This window comes from Microcoleus sp. PH2017_35_SFW_U_B (assembly GCF_020737865.1).
In the GTDB taxonomy this organism is placed as follows: Bacteria; Cyanobacteriota; Cyanobacteriia; order Cyanobacteriales; family Microcoleaceae; genus Microcoleus.
Genome location: NZ_JAEQDE010000039.1, coordinates 12729 through 31658, shown reverse-complemented (window position 1 = coordinate 31658; position 18930 = coordinate 12729). Strand labels below are relative to the sequence as shown.

General features: G+C 44.5%; 23 protein-coding genes and 1 pseudogene. 14 read left to right on the top strand and 10 right to left on the bottom strand.

Features of this window, described 5'->3' with window-relative positions; genetic code table 11:
- Window positions 1–2 precede the first annotated feature (2 nt).
- The gene (locus JGK36_RS10715) at window positions 3–1064 is read left to right on the top strand and encodes an MAE_28990/MAE_18760 family HEPN-like nuclease (protein WP_293196857.1); all 1062 of its coding nucleotides are present in this window, start codon (window positions 3–5) and stop codon (window positions 1062–1064) included.
- 131 nt (window positions 1065–1195) lie between these two features.
- Complete coding sequence (ilvA, locus tag JGK36_RS10710; RefSeq protein WP_293177265.1) at window positions 1196–2707, top strand: threonine ammonia-lyase, biosynthetic; 1512 nt, start codon at window positions 1196–1198, stop codon at window positions 2705–2707.
- 100 nt (window positions 2708–2807) lie between these two features.
- On the opposite strand, the gene JGK36_RS10705 is transcribed toward ilvA, so the two are convergent.
- The gene (locus JGK36_RS10705; protein ID WP_293190450.1) at window positions 2808–3656 is read right to left on the bottom strand and encodes an Rpn family recombination-promoting nuclease/putative transposase; all 849 of its coding nucleotides are present in this window, start codon (window positions 3654–3656) and stop codon (window positions 2808–2810) included.
- A gap of 211 nt (window positions 3657–3867) precedes the next feature.
- On the opposite strand from JGK36_RS10705, the pseudogene JGK36_RS10700 reads away from it, so the two are divergent.
- Window positions 3868–4284 (top strand): annotated as a pseudogene (locus JGK36_RS10700) (XisH family protein).
- Complete coding sequence (locus JGK36_RS10695; RefSeq protein ID WP_293177271.1) at window positions 4272–4607, top strand: XisI protein; 336 nt, start codon at window positions 4272–4274, stop codon at window positions 4605–4607. Before JGK36_RS10700 ends, JGK36_RS10695 begins: the two are co-directional and overlap by 13 nt.
- On the opposite strand, the gene JGK36_RS10690 is transcribed toward JGK36_RS10695, so the two are convergent.
- Complete coding sequence (locus JGK36_RS10690) at window positions 4604–4816, bottom strand: hypothetical protein (RefSeq protein ID WP_293190449.1); 213 nt, start codon at window positions 4814–4816, stop codon at window positions 4604–4606. The genes JGK36_RS10695 and JGK36_RS10690 overlap by 4 nt on opposite strands.
- A 146-nt stretch (window positions 4817–4962) precedes the next feature.
- Here JGK36_RS10690 and JGK36_RS10685 point away from each other — a divergent pair, with 146 nt between their 5' ends.
- Both JGK36_RS10685 and JGK36_RS10680 read left to right on the top strand, forming a co-directional pair.
- Window positions 4963–5262: a hypothetical protein gene (locus JGK36_RS10685; protein ID WP_293190448.1), complete on the top strand. Its 300-nt coding sequence runs from the start codon at window positions 4963–4965 to the stop codon at window positions 5260–5262.
- A complete protein-coding gene (locus tag JGK36_RS10680; RefSeq protein ID WP_293196856.1) occupies window positions 5262–5708 on the top strand; it encodes a PIN domain-containing protein in 447 nt (148 codons plus the stop codon). Before JGK36_RS10685 ends, JGK36_RS10680 begins: the two co-directional genes overlap by 1 nt.
- Before the next feature lie 87 nt (window positions 5709–5795).
- Here JGK36_RS10680 and JGK36_RS10675 read toward each other — a convergent pair whose 3' ends face one another.
- Together JGK36_RS10675 and JGK36_RS10670 are read right to left on the bottom strand one after the other, a co-directional pair.
- Window positions 5796–6242 carry a hypothetical protein gene (locus tag JGK36_RS10675; protein ID WP_293196855.1) on the bottom strand — a complete coding sequence of 149 codons (447 nt, stop codon included), beginning with the start codon at window positions 6240–6242 and terminating at the stop codon, window positions 5796–5798.
- Between the two features lie 50 nt (window positions 6243–6292).
- A complete protein-coding gene (locus JGK36_RS10670) occupies window positions 6293–6796 on the bottom strand; it encodes a DUF6232 family protein (protein ID WP_293190445.1) in 504 nt (167 codons plus the stop codon).
- Window positions 6797–7046: 250 nt separating this feature from the next.
- Here JGK36_RS10670 and JGK36_RS10665 point away from each other — a divergent pair, with 250 nt between their 5' ends.
- From JGK36_RS10665 to JGK36_RS33835, 4 genes are all read left to right on the top strand, one after another.
- Window positions 7047–7565 carry a hypothetical protein gene (locus JGK36_RS10665; RefSeq protein ID WP_366516560.1) on the top strand — a complete coding sequence of 173 codons (519 nt, stop codon included), beginning with the start codon at window positions 7047–7049 and terminating at the stop codon, window positions 7563–7565.
- Between the two features lie 180 nt (window positions 7566–7745).
- Window positions 7746–7901 carry a type II toxin-antitoxin system HicB family antitoxin gene (locus JGK36_RS10660; RefSeq protein ID WP_293196854.1) on the top strand — a complete coding sequence of 52 codons (156 nt, stop codon included), beginning with the start codon at window positions 7746–7748 and terminating at the stop codon, window positions 7899–7901.
- Between the two features lie 23 nt (window positions 7902–7924).
- Window positions 7925–8131, top strand: coding sequence for a hypothetical protein (locus tag JGK36_RS10655; RefSeq protein ID WP_293196853.1), 207 nt, complete (start codon window positions 7925–7927; stop codon window positions 8129–8131).
- Between the two features lie 101 nt (window positions 8132–8232).
- Window positions 8233–8478, top strand: a complete 246-nt coding sequence (locus JGK36_RS33835; protein WP_363319222.1) for a type II toxin-antitoxin system PemK/MazF family toxin — start codon at window positions 8233–8235, stop codon at window positions 8476–8478.
- Window positions 8479–8546: 68 nt separating this feature from the next.
- Here JGK36_RS33835 and JGK36_RS10650 read toward each other — a convergent pair whose 3' ends face one another.
- The 5 genes from JGK36_RS10650 to JGK36_RS10630 form a co-directional block, all read right to left on the bottom strand.
- Complete coding sequence (locus tag JGK36_RS10650) at window positions 8547–8864, bottom strand: RNA-binding protein (protein WP_293177289.1); 318 nt, start codon at window positions 8862–8864, stop codon at window positions 8547–8549.
- A gap of 5 nt (window positions 8865–8869) precedes the next feature.
- Window positions 8870–9235, bottom strand: coding sequence for a hypothetical protein (locus JGK36_RS10645; RefSeq protein ID WP_293196852.1), 366 nt, complete (start codon window positions 9233–9235; stop codon window positions 8870–8872).
- A 10-nt stretch (window positions 9236–9245) separates the two neighbouring features.
- On the bottom strand, window positions 9246–9443 hold the full coding sequence (locus tag JGK36_RS10640; protein ID WP_293177295.1) for a hypothetical protein: 198 nt from the start codon (window positions 9441–9443) through the stop codon (window positions 9246–9248).
- 293 nt (window positions 9444–9736) lie between these two features.
- A complete protein-coding gene (locus JGK36_RS10635) occupies window positions 9737–10423 on the bottom strand; it encodes a class I SAM-dependent methyltransferase (protein ID WP_293196851.1) in 687 nt (228 codons plus the stop codon).
- Window positions 10424–10526: 103 nt separating this feature from the next.
- A complete protein-coding gene (locus JGK36_RS10630; protein ID WP_293177300.1) occupies window positions 10527–10901 on the bottom strand; it encodes a DUF1257 domain-containing protein in 375 nt (124 codons plus the stop codon).
- Window positions 10902–11196: 295 nt separating this feature from the next.
- Here JGK36_RS10630 and JGK36_RS10625 point away from each other — a divergent pair, with 295 nt between their 5' ends.
- From JGK36_RS10625 to JGK36_RS10610, 4 genes are all read left to right on the top strand, one after another.
- Window positions 11197–12063 carry a hypothetical protein gene (locus JGK36_RS10625; protein ID WP_293190442.1) on the top strand — a complete coding sequence of 289 codons (867 nt, stop codon included), beginning with the start codon at window positions 11197–11199 and terminating at the stop codon, window positions 12061–12063.
- A 23-nt stretch (window positions 12064–12086) separates the two neighbouring features.
- The gene (locus JGK36_RS10620) at window positions 12087–12389 is read left to right on the top strand and encodes a hypothetical protein (protein WP_293177306.1); all 303 of its coding nucleotides are present in this window, start codon (window positions 12087–12089) and stop codon (window positions 12387–12389) included.
- A 739-nt stretch (window positions 12390–13128) separates the two neighbouring features.
- A complete protein-coding gene (locus JGK36_RS10615; protein WP_293177309.1) occupies window positions 13129–15507 on the top strand; it encodes a PAS domain S-box protein in 2379 nt (792 codons plus the stop codon).
- Window positions 15497–17158, top strand: a complete 1662-nt coding sequence (locus JGK36_RS10610) for an EAL domain-containing protein (RefSeq protein WP_293177312.1) — start codon at window positions 15497–15499, stop codon at window positions 17156–17158. The genes JGK36_RS10615 and JGK36_RS10610 overlap by 11 nt, the downstream gene beginning before the upstream one ends.
- A 362-nt stretch (window positions 17159–17520) precedes the next feature.
- Here the strand turns inward: JGK36_RS10610 and JGK36_RS10605 are convergent, their stop codons facing one another.
- The gene (locus JGK36_RS10605) at window positions 17521–18837 is read right to left on the bottom strand and encodes a J domain-containing protein (RefSeq protein WP_293190441.1); all 1317 of its coding nucleotides are present in this window, start codon (window positions 18835–18837) and stop codon (window positions 17521–17523) included.
- Window positions 18838–18930: the final 93 nt, after the last annotated feature.

Sequence of the window (18930 nt, the reverse complement as noted above, 5' to 3'; positions counted from 1 at the left end):
CGATGTTTGAGGAGATGATCGAGAAAGCTAGTGTCAAAATTTCAACCGTTCGTGCCATAATCAAGACTAATCATCGACTTAGAAGCATCGTATTTCGAGACAGTTTAAATAAACAGAAGTTGGAAGAAAATCCTGAATTTACCGCATTAATGGAGGTAATCTCTACCGAAAAGGAGTGGGAAATTTACGATCGCTCTGCTGTGGTAACTAGATTGTATGCTATTTACGAGCGCTTCGTTGAGGATTTAATTTCGGATTGGCTGCGACTTCTGCCGGATTTGGTTCCGCGCTATTCAGACTTGGAAGAAAAAATCCAAAATACCCACCGAGAGGGTATAGGGCGTTTGTTGATTGACATCAAAAAGAATAGGTTTCAACATCTTTCAGTTGAGAAAGTAGTGCAAGGATTATCCTGCGGCATTACTGACACTGGAAAATACGAGCTACTTCCTGATGCTTTTCTATTGCACGAGCAAAATTTACGCAAGGAAGTGCTAGAAACAGTCTTAAGAAATGCTGGAATTGATGACCCATGGAAATGGGTAACTAACCACAAAGAAATTAAATATTTTGTTGAAGAAGTTCGCGACAGTCAAAACACGGCTGAAGGAGAACTCAAACAACTGGTTGATTATCGGAATGAAGCTGCACACGGCTCGGTAGACGAGATATTGGGGACTCAAGAACTGTTGGACTTAAGTGATTTTGTTGAGGCTTTATGCAAATCACTTGCCGATTTAGTGACCTACAATATAATTTTACGCCAGAGCGATCGAGGATTGGTAAGGGAAATTGGAAAACTTACTGAGTGGTTCAAAAAACCGCAAGCAGGCGTAGCAAAAGTTAAGGAAGTTACATTAACTGTAGGAGAATGTGTTTTTCTAGTTTTAGTTAATGATGAATTATCGTACTGCTACTCTGCTACAATTGAGAGCATTCAGCTCAACGATATTTCTCACGATCGCCTGGAAATAACCTCGGAAGCAGAAGTAGGCTTAAAGTTCGATCTGGATGCCAGAATAGGATTGACTATTTATGTAACTAAATCAAACAAAGTTGACTAAAATTTTCGTTACTGTGAAGCGCGCTCTATCGCCACAAAATCCCAACAAGAGCGCTCCTCTTCGAGGGCTGCGCTAACGCACAAATACCGTACAATAATCCCACCATCCCGCATCTACCAAATCCTAACCCCATGCTTTGCGATTACCTCGTACAAATCCTCACCGCCCGCGTCTACGATGTTGCTCAAGAATCCCCCCTAGAAGTAGCCCCCAATCTATCAACGCGGCTCAACAATAAACTGCTGCTGAAACGCGAAGATATGCAGTCTGTTTTCTCCTTCAAACTGCGGGGCGCGTACAACAAAATGGCGCAACTGTCGCCGGATTTGCTAGCACAAGGTGCGATCGCAGCTTCCGCCGGCAATCACGCCCAAGGAGTCGCCCTCGCTGCCCGCCACCTGGGAACTCGCGCGATTATCGTCATGCCCGTAACGACGCCGCAGGTGAAGGTTAATGCGGTGATAGCCCGCGGTGGAGAGGTGATTTTGCATGGGGATACCTACGATGATGCCTACGCTTTTGCGCGCCAATTAGAGGTCGAAAAAGGCATGACTTTTATTCACCCTTTTGACGATCCGCACGTGATTGCGGGACAGGGTACGATCGGCATGGAAATTCTGCGGCAACATCAAAAACCGATTCACGCGATTTTTGTAGCAATTGGCGGCGGTGGATTGATTTCGGGAATTGCGGCTTATATCAAGCGATTGCGCCCGGAAATTAAGATTATTGGTGTGGAACCGGTGGATTCCGACGCGATGAATCAATCGCTGAAAGCGGGTAAACGGGTGCGGTTGTCGCAGGTGGGTTTATTTGCTGACGGCGTTGCGGTGCGGGAAGTTGGCGAGGAAACTTTTCGGCTTTGTCAGGAGTATGTGGATGAGATTATTTTGGTGGATACGGATGATATTTGTGCGGCGATTAAGGATGTTTTTGAGGATACGCGATCGATCTTAGAACCTGCTGGCGCTTTGGCGATCGCAGGTGCGAAGGCTTACGTGGAACGGGAACAAGTCGCAGGAGAAACATTAATTGCGGTTGCTTGCGGCGCGAACATGAATTTCGATCGCCTGCGTTTTGTAGCAGAAAGAGCGGAGTTTGGCGAACGTCGGGAAGCGATTTTTGCAGTCACAATTCCCGAACAACCGGGAAGTCTCCGCAGGTTTTGCGAATGTTTGGGTAAGCGCAATCTAACTGAATTTAGCTATCGAATTGCGGATGAAAAAGCAGCGCATATTTTTATCGGTGTCCAGATTCAAAATCGTGCCGATGCGGTAAAAATAGCAGCGAGTTTTGAAGATTGCGGCTTTAAAACTTTGGATTTAACTGATGATGAATTAACGAAATTGCACTTGCGACATATGGTGGGTGGCCGTTCGATGCTGGCGGATCATGAGTTATTTTATCGCTTTGAATTTCCCGAACGTCCGGGTGCGTTGATGAAGTTTGTGGGTTCGATGAGTCCTAATTGGAATATCAGCGTTTTTCACTATCGGAATAACGGCGCAGATTACGGGCGAATTGTGGTGGGAATTCAGGTACCACCAGATGAGATGAAGGAGTGGCAGGCTTTTTTGGATACGCTGGGCTATCAGTATGGGGATGAGAGTCAGAATCCGGCTTATAAGTTGTTTTTGAGGTAGTTTATTATTCGGCGGTTGAAACCGCTTCTACACAAACGAAGTCCGCCTGCGCGGACTAAGAGATTGGACGCGAACAATGTCATGTCGGGTTTTCGACGCATCAAACTTCCGATCGCAAATTCTGCACATCCTGAACGCTGAGTCCGGTTATTTGGGCTATGGTTGCGTCATCTAGGCGATCGAGTAACTGCCGTGCGATCGCGAGTGTTGCTTCTTTTTTAGCTTCTTTTCGAGCTTGTTTTTCAGCATAGATTATAACTCCTTGTTGGTCATAAATAAACATTTCTTGCCGTTCGATAGCGTCCAGCTCGTCAGGATTTAAATTAACTTGATTTGCTATATCAAAGGCTTGATGAATCTCTGGAATGACATCCATTGTTTCTGGGATTTGTGTCAGCGTATTAGCATATTTTATGAAATAAATCCATTTATCCACCAGGGTTTCTAACTGTGACAAATCTTTGGTAAATTTCGGGAGTTCGACAAACACTAGCTTCATGTTATTATCGGTATATCTCAGATTAGTCGTTTCTTCTTTGTAAACAAATCTAGAAATTACCCGATCGCTATTTTCAAACATCTCAAAATCAGTCAGTGTCAGTGCAATCACAGGTTGCAGCATTCCGTAGCCTTGTCCTTTCTGTAATTGAGAAACATAGGTTTTTGCAGCGTTGTATAAAACTCTCTTTCCGAAAAACTCTACATTTAATACCTGCATTTCAATAATGACGAGAGTACCATCGGCAAGTCGGGCTTTCACATCTAAGTAAGTATCTTTTAACCCTGTGATTTTTGGGGGCAAATTGGGATTAATAATTTCTAAGTCTTCTATGGTAGGATTGCCATCGTAAATCATGGCGTTGAGAAAGCTGATGAGTATGCCTTTGTTATCTGAAGAACCGAAGATTTTTTTGAAGGCGTAATCGGTTTTGGGGTTGATGAATGTCATGGTGGGAAACGGGAATCGCGACGGCTGTCTCGATTGTATCATCGGTGCGATGGCTACTTCCTTAGCTTGTGCCTACGAACTTGACGGGTGCGATCGCCCGTAGGAGAAGATAATGAGCTATCCTCACTCTTGAGAGTCAGAAGGGCGATCGGGCTTTTCCAGATAGATGCGATTGGAAGTACAATAAAGTTAAAAGTTACAAAAGGGAACAATGGCAGCACGCGATCGCTTTCATGAAGCCGTTAAGCTTGCCCTTCAGAAGGAAAATTGGGTGATTACCGACGATCCGCTGAGGCTAGAAACCGGTTGAGCAAAGTTTGAGATTGATTTGGGTGCAGAGCGTTTACTCGCAGCACAACGGGCAGGAGAAAAAATCGCCGTTGAAATTAAAACATTTTTGGGTGACTCCCCGATTACGGATTATCATGCGGCATTAGGACAGTTTCTGAATTATCGGCTTGCATTAGAACTTAAGGAACCCGATCGCAAGCTTTATTTAGCAGTTCCTGTTGCGGTGCACGAAGCTTTTTTTCAGCGGGAGTTTTTGCAAATTTCGGTAGAGCGGCATCAAGTTAACCGCATTGTCTACGATCCAGTGAATGAGGTGATTGTACAATGGATAAGCTAGAGCATTATCGTCAGTCGATTCAAGCATTATTGACTGAATATGTGGCAACTCCGATCTCCAATGGTGCGATCGAATCGCAAATAATTTTTGATACGCAGCGGGATCATTATCAAGTGACGAATGTTGGTTGGGATGGACATCGGCGGGTGTATGGATGCGTGCTGCATTTAGATATTAAGGATGGCAAGATTTGGTTGCAGCAGAATACAACGGAGATGCGAGTGGCGCACGAGTTGGTGGCAATGGGTGTGGCAAAGGAGGATATTATCTTGGGATTTCAAGCAACCTATGTGCGCGAGTACACGGGCTTTGGAGTGGCTTAGCGATCGCTAAAAATAATGTCACCAGCAGCGATTTCCTGACGTACTATCTCAGCTAGACTATCCCACTGAGCGTCTGTTGTAGCTTCAAATTGAGCCTTCCACACCTGTTCGTCACTGATATCCTCTTCCGCCATTAGAATGCGGATTAACTCTCGTTTGTCGATCGCAGATAGTTGTCTAATGGTAGGGAGTAATTCTGTTAGTGTCATCGGTTGTTTTCCTACGATGCGTCTATGTTAACGGTAGCAGGTCAACGTAGTAATTGCAACTTCTAGGGGAGTTTGACAAAAAATGCCCAAAAATTGCTATAATAAAGAGTCTTAGAAACTTAACACTAAAGGCTGAGGTTAAAGTCGTGACAATAACTTCACAAGAAACGGATGTAGAGATTCAACAATTCCCTATTGTTCTGGGACAGGGAGGGGAAATTACCATTCCCCAGTTATTACAAGATGCTCTCAAGGTCGATCGGGGAGATATGCTGGTGCTACTCCAAATAGGTAATTTGATTGTGCTTGCTCCCAAACAACCTCAAGTTCCCCAACTAATCGATCGGATTGCAACGATTATGGAAAATGAAAATGTGGGTTTGACTGATTTATTGGCGGGTTTAGAAGCGGAGAGAGAGGCGATTTGGCAGGAGAAACAGTCTTGATGCGTAGGATATTTGCAGACTCCAGCGTGTTAATTGCCGGATGCGGATCGCGAACGGGAGCTAGTCGTGCTGTGCTGACAATGGCTGAAATAGGTCTTTTAAAGTTGGTTATATCTGACCAAGTTTTGAAGGAATGCGATCGGAATATACGCAAAAAAATACCTGCATCTCTGCCAATTTTTACAGAGTTGCTAGCTACTATCAACCCCGAAATTCAACCTGATCCATCCCTCGAAGAATCATCGCGGTGGGCGGCTATTATTGAAGCTAAAGATACCCCGATTTTAGCAGCGGCTGTTCTGGCAAATGTCGATCGCCTGTTGAGCTTAAATACCAAAGATTTTACGTCCGAAGTTGCTGCACAAAGCGGGTTAATGATTCAAACTCCAGCAGAATTTGTTACAGAAATCCGAGAGATTGTAGGAAAAGGTTTGTCGTCAACGTGATTCGAGGGTGATGAGCGACGAATAATAAAGGCGATCGCCCTTTGTTTTTTTGAGTAAGGGCGATCGCTCTTCGCACACCACAATCTATTATGGTTTTATCCAACCTTTAACGATCGCCTTCCCGACATTGACATAAGGATTGTCTAAAAACTCTTCGATCGCAGCTTCACCACCAGCCTGCAATGCACCAACCGCACGACGCTTGAAACTGGGGGTAGTTTCATCATTAACGTGAGCAATCTTTTCCGCATCAGTAGCGGTGGGATTACTTACCTCTAATTGTTTGAGCAGTTGTTGAATTTCTTTTGCTGAAGCCGCAAGAGTTTGTTTCTGTTCTGATTGTTGGACAAAAGAGTTGTTGTCAGAGCTGGCATTCTCACCCATAGCCCCAACCTGACCATGATTATTATAAGAAGTTTGTGACACTACTTTACTCTCGGATACGGGTTTATACTCTACATTTCCATCGACGTTTCCTTGAACCAAGTTGCCCTGAAAACTACTATTATTCATGTCTACAGATTTACGTTCCATAACTGCTAGCATCCTCAATTGCTAATGTTTACTTTTAGTGTTATGTTAGCTCAATTACCAGAAAGATACGAAGTATTACCACCGACATTTCCCTGTATTAAGTTACCTTTTACTTCACTATTGTTGATACATATTTCATAAGATACGTTGTTTTTTTCTTTTTCTATAAAATCATATATGCCTAAAACTATCTGTTTGAGTTTTGCTAGTTCATCCGTAACAAATAGCGTTTTGTCACCTGAATTTAGAGTAATTAATAGACCGTGGTATTTGGGCTTTTTCCAGTTCCAAACTACACCTCCAATTGCAACCAATACCAACAAACCACCTAGTGCACTGTTACCTATACCAGCTATCAATGAAGCAAAAAAAATACTGACAATTATCGACCAAGGAATCGTTCCAATATCGACCGCTCCTTCACTAAAACTTGTTATATTGTGAGTTTGATAAACAGTATTTGAAAAACGAACTGTTCTTTGGGTTATAGTAATAACTTGATTTCGTTCTAAAGCGATGCTCTGATTACTTCCCAAGAGGTTTGGTGTTGCCATTTATTATACCTATAAAATTGATGTTTGATGCTATGTGACGACACCCTTTTCAGCTCTGAGGCACAACTACGCGCCTGTTAATAAACACTCTAGTAAGATGCTTGTGTCTGCTTTACTGATACTAAACCGATCGCACAAAAATTAAAAGCGGAAAAAGACGGATTTTTCTTAAATTATTGTAAACTACGGAAAAAGACGGATCGAGACGGATAAAGTCGGCTATAATAACCACTGTCCTCCCACATCCCGGATGATGCGCCTTCAAGAAATACTTCAATTTATAGATGATGCTGTCTACGCCAAGACAGGCAAAAATTTAAATGACTTGCAGCGCGGAATTATTGAAGGAACGCTGAAGCGTCAAAAGTATGATGACATTGCAGAAAATTGTGGTTGTTCAGCGGGTCATGCTAAGGATGTAGGTTACGAGCTTTTGCAAATGTTATCTGATGTCTTTGATGAAGAAGTTGATAAAAAAAATCTTAAATCAGTCGTAGAACGGCAAGGTGCTCTAAATATTTCTTTGGGTGCTCGAAGCTTTAATAGCAATAATAATATAATCGGCTGTGTAAACATGGGTTCCGAACAAACAATTCCTACGCCAGATAAAAGTCAGCCGGAAAATCCCGACTTGCAGGATGAAAGCAAAAATCAAACTAAGATTGAAACAATAGATAAATTACGGCAGTTTGGCTTAAGCGATGAGCAAATTGCCGAAGCGCTAGATCTACCTTTAGAGCAGGTTAAACAGGTGGACTTGGAGGAATAAATTCTGCGCCCTGTGCGAATTTTACTAAAGTGAAACTAAAAAAGGAGATATTTCAGGCGTTGTGCATAATTCCCAGAAACCGGGTTTCTTCCGAGATATTTAGCCACCCAACCCAAATTTTGTAAGAAACCCGGTTTCTTAGCCTTTGCATACTTCCCAGAAACCGAATTGGAGAATCAATTGAAAATAAAAATTATCATCCACGAAGCAGAAGAAGGCGGATTTTGGGCAGAAGTTCCTGCTATTCCTGGCTGTGCAACTGAGGGAGAAACCTTCGAGGAATTGTTGCAAAACCTTTGTGAAGCAATCGAAGGTTGCCTTGTTGAAGTAAAATAAAATATCCTCATATATTTTCAGCTATGAACACAAAACTCATTGAATCCTTGGTACAAATCATCCAGACACTCTCTGAAGAAGAGCAATTGCTAATCAAAGCAAAACTATTTAATAACATCCCCTATCCTTCTACTGCGGAAATAGCCCAGTTAGCCCAAACCGGTGGAGCATTTCAATTCCTGCACGATGAACCTGATATTTACAACCTTGAAGATGGAGAGCCAATTTAGTGAAGCTAAAAAAAGGAGATATTGTTTTAGCTGAATTTCCCTTTACAGATTTGAGTCAGAAAAAGTTACGTCCGGCTTTAGTGCTGTGGGCAAGTTAAACCATAGATGAAATTACTATCTGCTTCATTTCTTCGCAAAATGTCACTAGCCTAAGTTTAGATGAATTTGCTTTAAATGCTTCATATCCCGAATTTTCTAGCACGGGATTAAGAGTATCTTCTAAAGTTAGAGTGACTCGGATTGTCAGCCTTGAACAGAGATTAATAGTGAGACGATTGGGCGAGTTAGGAAGTCAGCAAATGCAGCAATTGAATACAGCTATAATACAAGCATTTCAATTAGTATAGCCTTGTTTACTCTCGCGCGCTTGCCGGAAACGATCGCAAATCCCTGCAATAAAAGTTTCGCCATGATTTCAAACCAGCACCGGACGACTTCTCAGCGGCACAAGAATTTCATGCAAAACACTAGGCTTCGCACTAAGATATACTTCACCACAATTACCCTCGTTATATCCGACAACAATAGCCCCGATCGCACTACCGATTTCAGGATACATCTCTTCACTCATCTCTCCCTCATCCAAAAAGTCTGGAATTTTAATCAAACCTTTGACACCATCTTCACCAATATTAACAAACACTCCAAAGGGAGCATGATATTCAACTTTACCCAGCAAAAACTGCCCCAATCTGTACTTTAATTTAATTTGTTCCCAGCTTTGACTATCCATAATATTCACTGTGGTTTGAGGACTCGTGGAAATTGGTTGAGTATGGCAAACAAGCGTTGAGGTACAATTACCTCAATTCGCTCGTAACCGTCTTTTTCATCATAGCGATATTCCAGCGACTTGAAATACTGCTCATAACTTGACCGATCAATTGAAACCTCCAGTATCCCTTCTTTATAGCTTTGATTATACTCTTCTGCAATACTTCGATCGTTGGGGCCGGCAAAATAGCAATTTCCATCGACATAAGGAGGATTGTAGGGAAAATCGACTGGTTGAAATCCCTCTTTCAGTAATTTCTGACCTTTGCGTTTTTGAGGTGCTTTGTAAATCGTAATGATTTGGGGGGATTGTGACTGACTAGGTTCCATGTAAAATGCTTCAAATCTCCCTACACTTTCCTTCACTAAATGCTTGTTCTGCTTGTCGAATCAAGGGGTCAAATTTGCCTGCTTTCAAATCCTCTTCGATTTGCCGATCCCAAAGAGATTCTTGGAACTCTTCAAGCCATTCAAAAAACTCTGCGAGTTCATTTTGTGGAAGTTCCCTTACTGCTGTCTTGAGTTCTGTAATGTTCATGGGTAAGTAATTTTTTTCGTAATATTTGTTTACGTGTTTGCTCTAATTATATAGCATCGATCGACATCACCGACCTTCGCCATCACATTATACCAAAGGGTGCATCTCACTTTTGAAGAGGGCGAAGCATGACCGCATATAAGTTATTAGTTATAATTTTATATTGACTGCGGTCATGCTTCGCCCCTACAAACATATTTGCTTGCATTGAGATGCACCCATACCAAATCTCCTTCTATTACCTCTCTTCAGTCTCGCGTTTCGCCGACTTGGTTGTTCCTGTAGAAGCGATTTCAATCGTCTGGTGACTGACAAATTAGTAGCATGGAAAGAGGAATCTTCGTCTGTGGATGTATCGGTTCCTGGAATTCGCACACTCTCCAGCCGGATTTCGATACTTGTTGAAACCAGGAACTAACTGTGCGAAAATACCACGGCATCGGCTCTCGAAAAACTCCGCCGAAGTTGTCGAAAGTCTCGATTTTCCATCCATCAACATAGGGCTGTGGCTGACACGCTGTGAATGGATGAACTGTCTGGATTAACAAATGTCCGTCTGAGACTGTGGCTTGGCGTAACGATCGCAATAAATCTCCAATTTCCTCACCAAGTAGCGAAAAATTGCAGACAATCCCATCGTAGGATTGACCGAGTATCAGCGGATCGGCAATAATGTCATCGTAGCCGATCGCCCGAAAACAACCGCTGCTTTTCTCACGAGCGCGATCGATCAAACCACGGGAAGCATCAACTCCAACCACCTCTACACCGTGCTTTGCTAAGGCGCGCCCCAGCCAACCTTCACCGCATCCGACATCCAGCACTCGCCGATGCCCGTAGCGCAGCACAGCTTGTAGAATAGCCTCATCCGTTGCTGCGCGGCGACTTTCGATCGAATTTTGCTCGATCGCCCGCGTCCATGCGTCAGCATTAGCTTCCCAACTCTTTTGAATTTGTTGTTCAGGGCGATCGAATTTCATGGTAATTCTATTCTTGGTACTAAGACTTACGAAGAAATCTGATTTTGAATCCGATTCTGCGTAAGTCCTGAGTATATAAAAACGAGTTCAGAAAGAGCGATTCTTAAACCCATCTACCCACAACAACCCTCACCGTTCCATCCGCCAAAGTTTCCTCTTCTTCCACATTAAAACCCTCAGACTCCACCGCCGCCATCAAACTTTTGCGCGCGTATTTCTGACTGATTGAATTAACAAAATCCTGCTGGTTAATGCGAGCGCCCCAAAAATCCGCCACCAATTCATAATCCTCTCCGCTGCGCCGAAAACCCAAATCGTAACCGTTGGACTGCCGAATCACGTACTCGGCATTAGTTTTCTCGCCATGATAACCCCGCACCTGCACATTGCACTCTACTTGATAACCCAACTCTTCCAACACTTGATGCAGCAGTTCGCCGTTTTTGATCTGAACCTTGATCGTTGTGAAGTGTGACATATCACTTTCGGATTTTTGTGTGAAACGCTGATTTGATTATAATAACATAAATAGCAACAGTCAATAAGTTAGGACTTACGCTATTTAACCCGATATTTACGAAATATTGCGGGTTTTGCTTTTTTTGCGCCTGCAATTAAACCCGGTTTCTGGCAGCTTGGTACCCAGCGTCATGCCCTTGCCAAAATTTAAGTTTTAAATCGCTCTACCGATTGTCAACTTTCGTGTCTCGCCAGTTAATTACCAATTCCCCAATTTCCCAATCTAAAATCTAAAATCTAAAATCTAAAATGGTATGATTTCCGACAATTCTAACCAACCCAAAGAATATGATGCCGTCCTCGGCGGTCAAAGTCAAATCCCGATCGCCGCCGCCGTTTTGGGAGGCATCGCCGGAGTCAAGCAGCGCTTGCACAGTCCTAGTGTCGAGCCGCGCATGGCCGCCGTTAAAGATGCTCCTAAATACGGAGACGCCGGTTTGAATTTAGCAATTGCAGCCCTGCTAGATCCCGCACTCGAAGTGCAGCGAGTTGCTTATTCAGTTTTGCGACAACGGACAGAACCTTTTGTCCGCCAAGCTTTAACAGAATTCGTACCTTACCAGTTGTTTGACTGCATCCGCACTGTGAAAACTGGGACAAATGTAGCGATTAGTCCCGGAGGATCTCGCACGGCGAGTTTGCACGGCAAAATAATTAGAATTTGCGATTTAGAGACAGGAGAAATACTCTATACTGTAGACAAGTATCCCCGCGCTCAAGAAACTTTTGTTCTTTGCCAAGAAACCGAAGTTTTTGTCAGGAGCAGAAATCTTCCGAAACACCGCGCGATCGAAATTTGGCAGGGAGGAGAATTGCTGCATACTTCCCTCGGACACGAAGGGGAAATTACCGCAATTGTCATCAGTCCCGACAGTCGAGTTATCGCCACGGGTTCGGCAGATACTACAATCAAAATTTGGGATTTAGAGAGCGGAAAGTTAATTTGTACTTTTGGCAGTCATTTAACTTGGGGAGCTCATAAAGGAGGAATTGCGAGTTTGGCTTTTAGCCCGATCGCACCAACTCTCGCGCTAGCAGCAGTTCTGATGGTACCATTAAAATCTGGAACCTCGGCAGCCGAGAATGCTCCCAAACAATTAAAGGTTATGCCAATTGTCTAGCTTTCAGTCGAGACGGGCAGACTTTGGCTGCTGGCGGCTGGGACAGAAACATTCAACTGCGCCAGCTATCGCATCCGGATAGTCCAATAACTTTGGCAGGGCATTTTAACTCGATAAATGCGATCGTCTTTAGTCCCGACGGGCGCACTGTTGTCAGTGCTAGCGCCGATGGTAATCTCAAATCATGGAATGCCCGCACCGGCGAACAAATTCACACTCTCGGCGGACATCAAGCTTCTGTTACTTGTCTTACTTTTAGCAGCGATGGCGAAACTATTATCAGCGGCAGTTTAGACAAAACTATCAAATCTTGGGGAATTAATTGAAGGCAGAAGGAATAAGAAATAACGCAGAAGTCAGAAGGAAGGGCAATATCAAATCCGCCCTTCATCGTCCTGTATTCATCTCTCTTATCTCCCTCTGTGTTCTCTGTGTTCTCTGCGGTTAAATAATTCCGATGCAACCGGAAACGATATAACATCTCTGGGAACAGTAAAAACCGTTTGTTACTCTTCCCAGAGCGTCCCGGCACACCAAAGCTGATATACATATAGCGAGTGTCCCGCACACCAAAACACCGTGTAAAAGCAAAACACAGATGTGGCCCTTGGAAAAAGCAAGAGGAAATGACGAAGAGGGAAGGGGCAATCGACAATCGACGGCATGGGGCAAGTGCAATGCGAGAACTTCCTAACCGTCGGGCCCGGTGGTTATATTTCAAAATTCGCGATTTCCGATTCCTAGGTGCGTAAATATACGCAAGCAAATATAATAACTTTATAATTCTAGGTCTTGTGCAAGCCGAGGATTGCGAAACTTCTTTTTGCACTACTACACATACTTAGGGTAAAAGTATCGATTCGCAACCATTATTCAGCTTGTTGTCAATTTCTGAATAGTCGCCACACAACCGGGCAAGCCACGATTTATGAATCCTTGACACTAGCTTGAAATTATCGAATCTTCCTCAGATGAGTATCGCAACGAACTGTAATATTTGATTGAAAAAGTTTATGCTTAAAAGATAGGCAGGGGTTAAATATAACAGTGCTTCCCTGAGTAACCATGTCACACTGCAACCAATCCATCTATGCTTCCAGCAATGCCACAGAAATCTGCGGTACTACTGCCAGTTGGCAGGAAAAAGCCGATCGACTAACGGTAGAATTAGGCAACACGCGCGATCGGCTTCAGGCAGAAATCGATCGCCTGAAACAAGACAACCAAACCCTGCACGCCGCTGTCAGTTGTGCTCCAGTTTTCCTGTGGGCAACCGACAAAGACGGCAGGTTAACCCTTGCAGCAGGCAAAGGATTGGAAAATTTGGGGCTCGAACCGGCTGAGACCCTCGGGCAGTCGATTTTTGCAGTTTACAGCCAGCCAGATATCTTAGAAAATATTGCCCAGGTACTAGCGGGAAACGATCGCACTTGGAATGCCCAACAGGGGCATTTTATTCACGAAATTCGATCGGCACCGCTGCAAGACGCAAACGGCGAAGTTGTCGGGGCTGTCGGTGTTTCTACTGATATTACCGAGCGCGAGCGAGCCATGACAACTCTCTCTCTTTCAAATCAAGAATTAGAAGACAAACTTACTCTGCAAACGGCAGTCTCGAATGCAGCACTGGCCGAAAGCGAAAAAAAGTACCGCAACCTCGTAGAAACCTCCCAAGAGTTGATTTGGTCGATCGACATTCAAGGCATCTTGACTTTTGTCAATTCCGCCGCCAAAAGGATCTACGGTTACGAACCCCTAGAAATGATCGGTCGTCGCTTTGCAGATTTTTTGATTAAAGAAGAAAAAGCCAGACAAATAGAAATATTTGCCCAACTCTTAGCAAGAACCAGCCTTCAGCCACAAACCCCTAATTTGCCTTACGAAATAGTACACATCCGCAAAGACGGTACCGCCGTCCACCTGCGCGTCAACAGCATCGTCAACCAAGCTGAAAACGGCGCTATTTTAGGCCTGTGCGGAACGGCGACAGATATTAGCGATCGCAAGCGCTCCGAAGAAGCACTCCAAGAAGCTACAGACCAACTTCGCGCCGTCTTGGATGCCGTACCCGGACTGATTTCTTGGGTCAGTTCAGATTTGCGGTATATTGGAGTCAACCAGCACTTAGCAACCTCGTTCAAACGGTCTCCTGAAAGTTTTGTCGGGGAAGAAATCAACTTTCTCGACAAAGGCTCAACTTTTGGACAACTGATCCGAAACTTTTTTCACAGTTCATGTCAGCAAACCTCCCAAGAAATAGATATAGAAATTAACGGCTTAGCCTGCAATTATTTAATAGTAGCTCAAAAATATCATCAAGGAACCGCAGCAGTTTCCGTAGGAATAGACATTACCGAGCGCAAGCGCGCCGAAGCTCAAAAAAGCCAATTAATCGTTTCTTTGCAAGAGTCTGAATGCAAATTTCGGAGCCTTTACGAAGCCACCAGCGACGCAGTAATGCTGATCGAAGAAGACAATTTTTTTGACTGCAACCTCGCCACCCTAGCAATTTTTGGTTGCAGCAATCAAGAACAGTTTTACGGCAAGAAACCTAGCGAATTCTCCCCGGAATTTCAGCCTAACGGACAAGACTCGTGCAGTCTAGCAACACAAAAAATATCCGCAGCAATGCAAACAGGTAGCTGTCGCTTTGACTGGGTGCACAAACGGCTAGACGATTCAGAATTTCCCGCAGAAGTGCTGTTAAATGCAATGGAAATTAACGGTAGAAAAATAATTCAAGCAGTAGTGCGGGACATTACAGATCGCAAGCGCGACGAAGATCGCATCAAAGCATCCCTCGCAGAAAAAGAAGTCCTCCTCAAGGAAATTCACCATCGCGTCAAAAACAACCTTCAAGTTATTTCGAGTTTGCTCAAACTTCAGTCCCGCTACATCCAAGACAGTCGCGTTAGTGAAATGTTAAAAGAAAGTCAAAACCGAGTCAGATCGATGGCCATGGTGCACGAACAATTGTATCAATCCAAAGACTTGTCAAACATTGATTTTGCTGAATACATCCAAAATCTTGCCCACAATTTATTCCAAGCTTATGAAATTGATACAGAAGGCGTGAAGTTGCAAACAAATATTGCGCCGTGTTCTATGAATATTGATACGGCAGTTCCTTGCGGGTTAATTATCAACGAGCTTGTGACAAACTCGCTCAAGTATGCTTTTACAGGACAAACTCAAGGTAAAATAAAAATAGATTTTACTTTAGATAATAACCGGGTTTGCGTGCTAGCTGTGAGCGACAGTGGAATTGGTTTCCCTCCAGACTTAGATTATCGAAATGCCCGAACATTGGGTTTGCGACTGGTCGGGTCTTTGGTCAAGCAAATTCGGGGTAAAATAGAACTGTTAGAAACGGCTGGCACGAATTTTAAAATAACATTTTCCAAGCAAAATAGCACTTTAAGGAGACAACTTAATGTCAAATAAAAAAATTCTGATAGTTGAGGACGAAAGCATCATTGCGGAAGACATTTCCGACAGTTTAATATCTAGAGGGTATAGCATAACAGGTATTGTGTATTCCGGAGAAGAAGCGATTGAATCCGCAGCCGAATTCAGACCAGATTTAGTTTTGATGGATGTTAACCTCCAAGGAGAAATCGACGGAATTACAGCAGCAGAAGAAATTCGATCGCGCTTTCAGATTCCGGTAGTTTATTTGACAGCTTATGCGGACGAAAACACTTTACGGCGCGTCAATGCAACGAAACCTTTCGGCTATATTGTGAAACCATTTGAAGAAAAAAACTTGCACACAACTATTCAAATAGCTCTCCACCGACATCAGCATGACTGCTTGACAAACTTGCCAAATCGTTCGCTGTTACGAGAGCAGCTAAGTCTGCTATTAGACAAGCAAAAAGAATTGCCCGAAATGATTCCCGTTGTCATTCTTAGTTTAGATAGAATTAACCGGATTAACAGTACCTTGGGGCACGATATCGGCGACTACGTACTTTGCAAAGTTGCTGAGCGGTTGAGCAACTGCACGGAGAAGATTAATATTGTGGCTCGTTTGGAATCTGCCGAATTTGCAATTGTTCTCGAACCAGTTGCCGAAAAACAGGATGCTGCCAAGATTGCTCGAAACATTTTAGATATTGTAGCCCAAGCTATGATTGTCAAAGGCTCGGAACTCTATGTCACGGCAAGTATGGGCATTTCTTTGTCTCCTGGCGACGGCAACGATGGAGAAGAACTGCTAAAAAATGCTTATACAGCTATGTACAATTCTCAGGAAAAAGGTGGCAACAAGTATCAGTTTTATACGGCAAAAGTTGCGAATAATTATATCAATAAATTCACTCAAGAGACTTGCCTGCGTAATGCTTTAAAACGCTCGGAATTTGAAGTTTACTATGAGCCACAAATAGAAATTAAAACCGGAAAAATTATTGGTGCTGAAGCTTTGGTGCGCTGGAACCATCCAAAAAGGGGCAGAGTTTCCCCTGCGGAATTTATTCCCATGGCTGAAGAGATGGGCTTGATTGCACCGCTGGGCGAATGGGTGTTAGAGACGGCTTGCAGGCAAACTAAAGCTTGGCAAACAGAGGGTTTGCCTCCGCTGCGGGTAGCAGTCAACGTATCAGCCCGCCAGTTCGATCGCAAAAATTTGACCGAGAGAGTCAGCCAGATATTAAGAGAAACTCATCTAGATCCTAAATGTCTGGAATTAGAATTGACGGAAGGTTTAGTTTTGCAAGATGAAGCGGCAGCAGCTCAAGCTTTTACTGTGTGGAGAGATATGGGGATTAGGATAGCAATTGATGATTTTGGCACGGGATATTCTTCTTTGAGCTATCCGAAACGCTTGCCGTTTGATGCGCTCAAAATTGATAAGAGTTTTATTCGCGATATTGCTGACGATCGCCAAAATGCTGCGATTACAATAGCGATTATTCAAATGGCGCACTCCATGAATATGACTGTGATTGCTGAGGGGGTAGAAAATCAGCGGGAACTTTCTTTTTTGTGTGCACACGATTGCGACGAAATTCAAGGTCATTTTTTCAGTCAGGCTTTGCCAAAGGCTGAGTTTGAAGTGCTGCTCAAAAGCGATAAGTGCTGGAATTTTTAGGCATTGGGAATTGGGCATGGGGCATGGGGGATTGTTCAACAGTTGACAGTTGACAGTTGACTGTTGACTGTTGACTGTTTGATAGCGATCTTTACCTTTAAGTCCGAGGATTGGAGTAATGAATAGTCTAATACCATTTTTATAAAATTGTGCAATACGCTTGACCCCCCCTAGCCCCCCCTTGTAAAGGGGGGGACAAGAATACTGTTGCTTTTTTTTAATTGGTATAATTTTAATTTCTCCCGATCGGGGTTGGGGCTTTTAACCAATTCTTTCTGGTAATTTTCCGCAATGACTAATGACTAATGACTAAGAGGGCGGGCACTCAAGGCCGGGCCCCTACCAACTGACAACTTACTAATTTAAAAGATTCGCCCAACCAGCCAATTTCCCAGCCACAACCCGAAACCAGAAGTAGCCACTAACAGGATAAATGTGTAAAGCCCGCCATTGCCGATCGACCTTTCCCCAGCTACCATCCGCGCCACAACTCCCGCAATAATCCCGATCGCAGCCCAAGCCCCATAAACAGCCTGAGAGCCCGCCACAGCCAAGGCTTGGGGTAGAGCCTCCGCACCCGGCCCAGCCAAAGCCCCCGCCCACGCACCAATCAAGAGCCCGATCGCACCTCCAAGCCCGACGGGCCCACCAGAATGTACGCCTAGTTCCGCCGCCAGCCCGCACATCAAGCCCACAATCCCCCAACAAACCGCCTCCACTAACACCTTCAGCCAATTACCGGAACCCGTTCCAGCCATCAATCCCACCACTGTCAGCACTCCCGCTGCTGCCAAAACTACAGCCACGGCCCGGGACTGGGCCTCTGAACTGGCGATCGCCCCCAAACCAGCCCCAACTAGCGCCCAAGCAGCCCCTGTTGCGATTCCTCCCGCCTGAAAACCGGCGATCGACCCCCCCACCGTCCCAGCCAAAACTAACGCCGCCAGCCACACTCTAGGCGTTGCCGAACCCTCCGCCAGCAAAATCGCGGCCCACAACCAATCCGCACCCCAGATTAAAGTCAACATCCACATTGGGGCGTCAAATTTCGTCAAAATGTAGCCTGTCACAGCGTAACTCCCAACTGCGATCGCCAACTGCCCCCAAGGGAAGATGGAATATTTTTGAGATAGCCGCGGTTGTGAGTATGGAGTCGGAAATTCTTTTTTCCGGTTCGGGGTAAGGTAGGCATATTTTTGAGATGGCCGCGCTTCCCTCGCCACGGTGGGCCCCGATGGCTTTTTCCCCCCCCACGTTTGGCGATTTTGAGTTGTAAATCGTTTCTTGTTTTTCGGGTTGTTTGGAGTGGAAATTTTGTGGGATGCGGCTTTTTTTTGCCGGCTTTGAGTGCGCTGGGAACCGGGCTTGCGGGCTGATTTTGCCGATCGCCTTCTCAGCGGCTTTTCGGGCGGCTTTTCTGGTGGTGATGGTTGCGGTGGCTGCTGAGATGGTTTGTCGATCGCCGGAGGTGGAGGCTGACTGAGAAATAACACCAACTCGTCGTAAGCTTGATTGATTTCTGTTAATCTTTGTTGGGCTTTTTGTTGCAGGCGATCGTTGTGTGCAAACCGATCGGGATGCCACACAAAGGCTAAATCCCTGTAAGCGCGCTTAATTTCTTCTGGGGAAGTTCCAGGCTCTATTTCGAGGATTTCGTAGCATCGATTAATGTCACCCATAAGCTTCGATCGGCTGGTGTTGTTCAACAGTTGACAGTTGACAGTTGACAGTTTGAGAGCTACCTCAACCGCTTAACTCCGAGGATTGGAGTA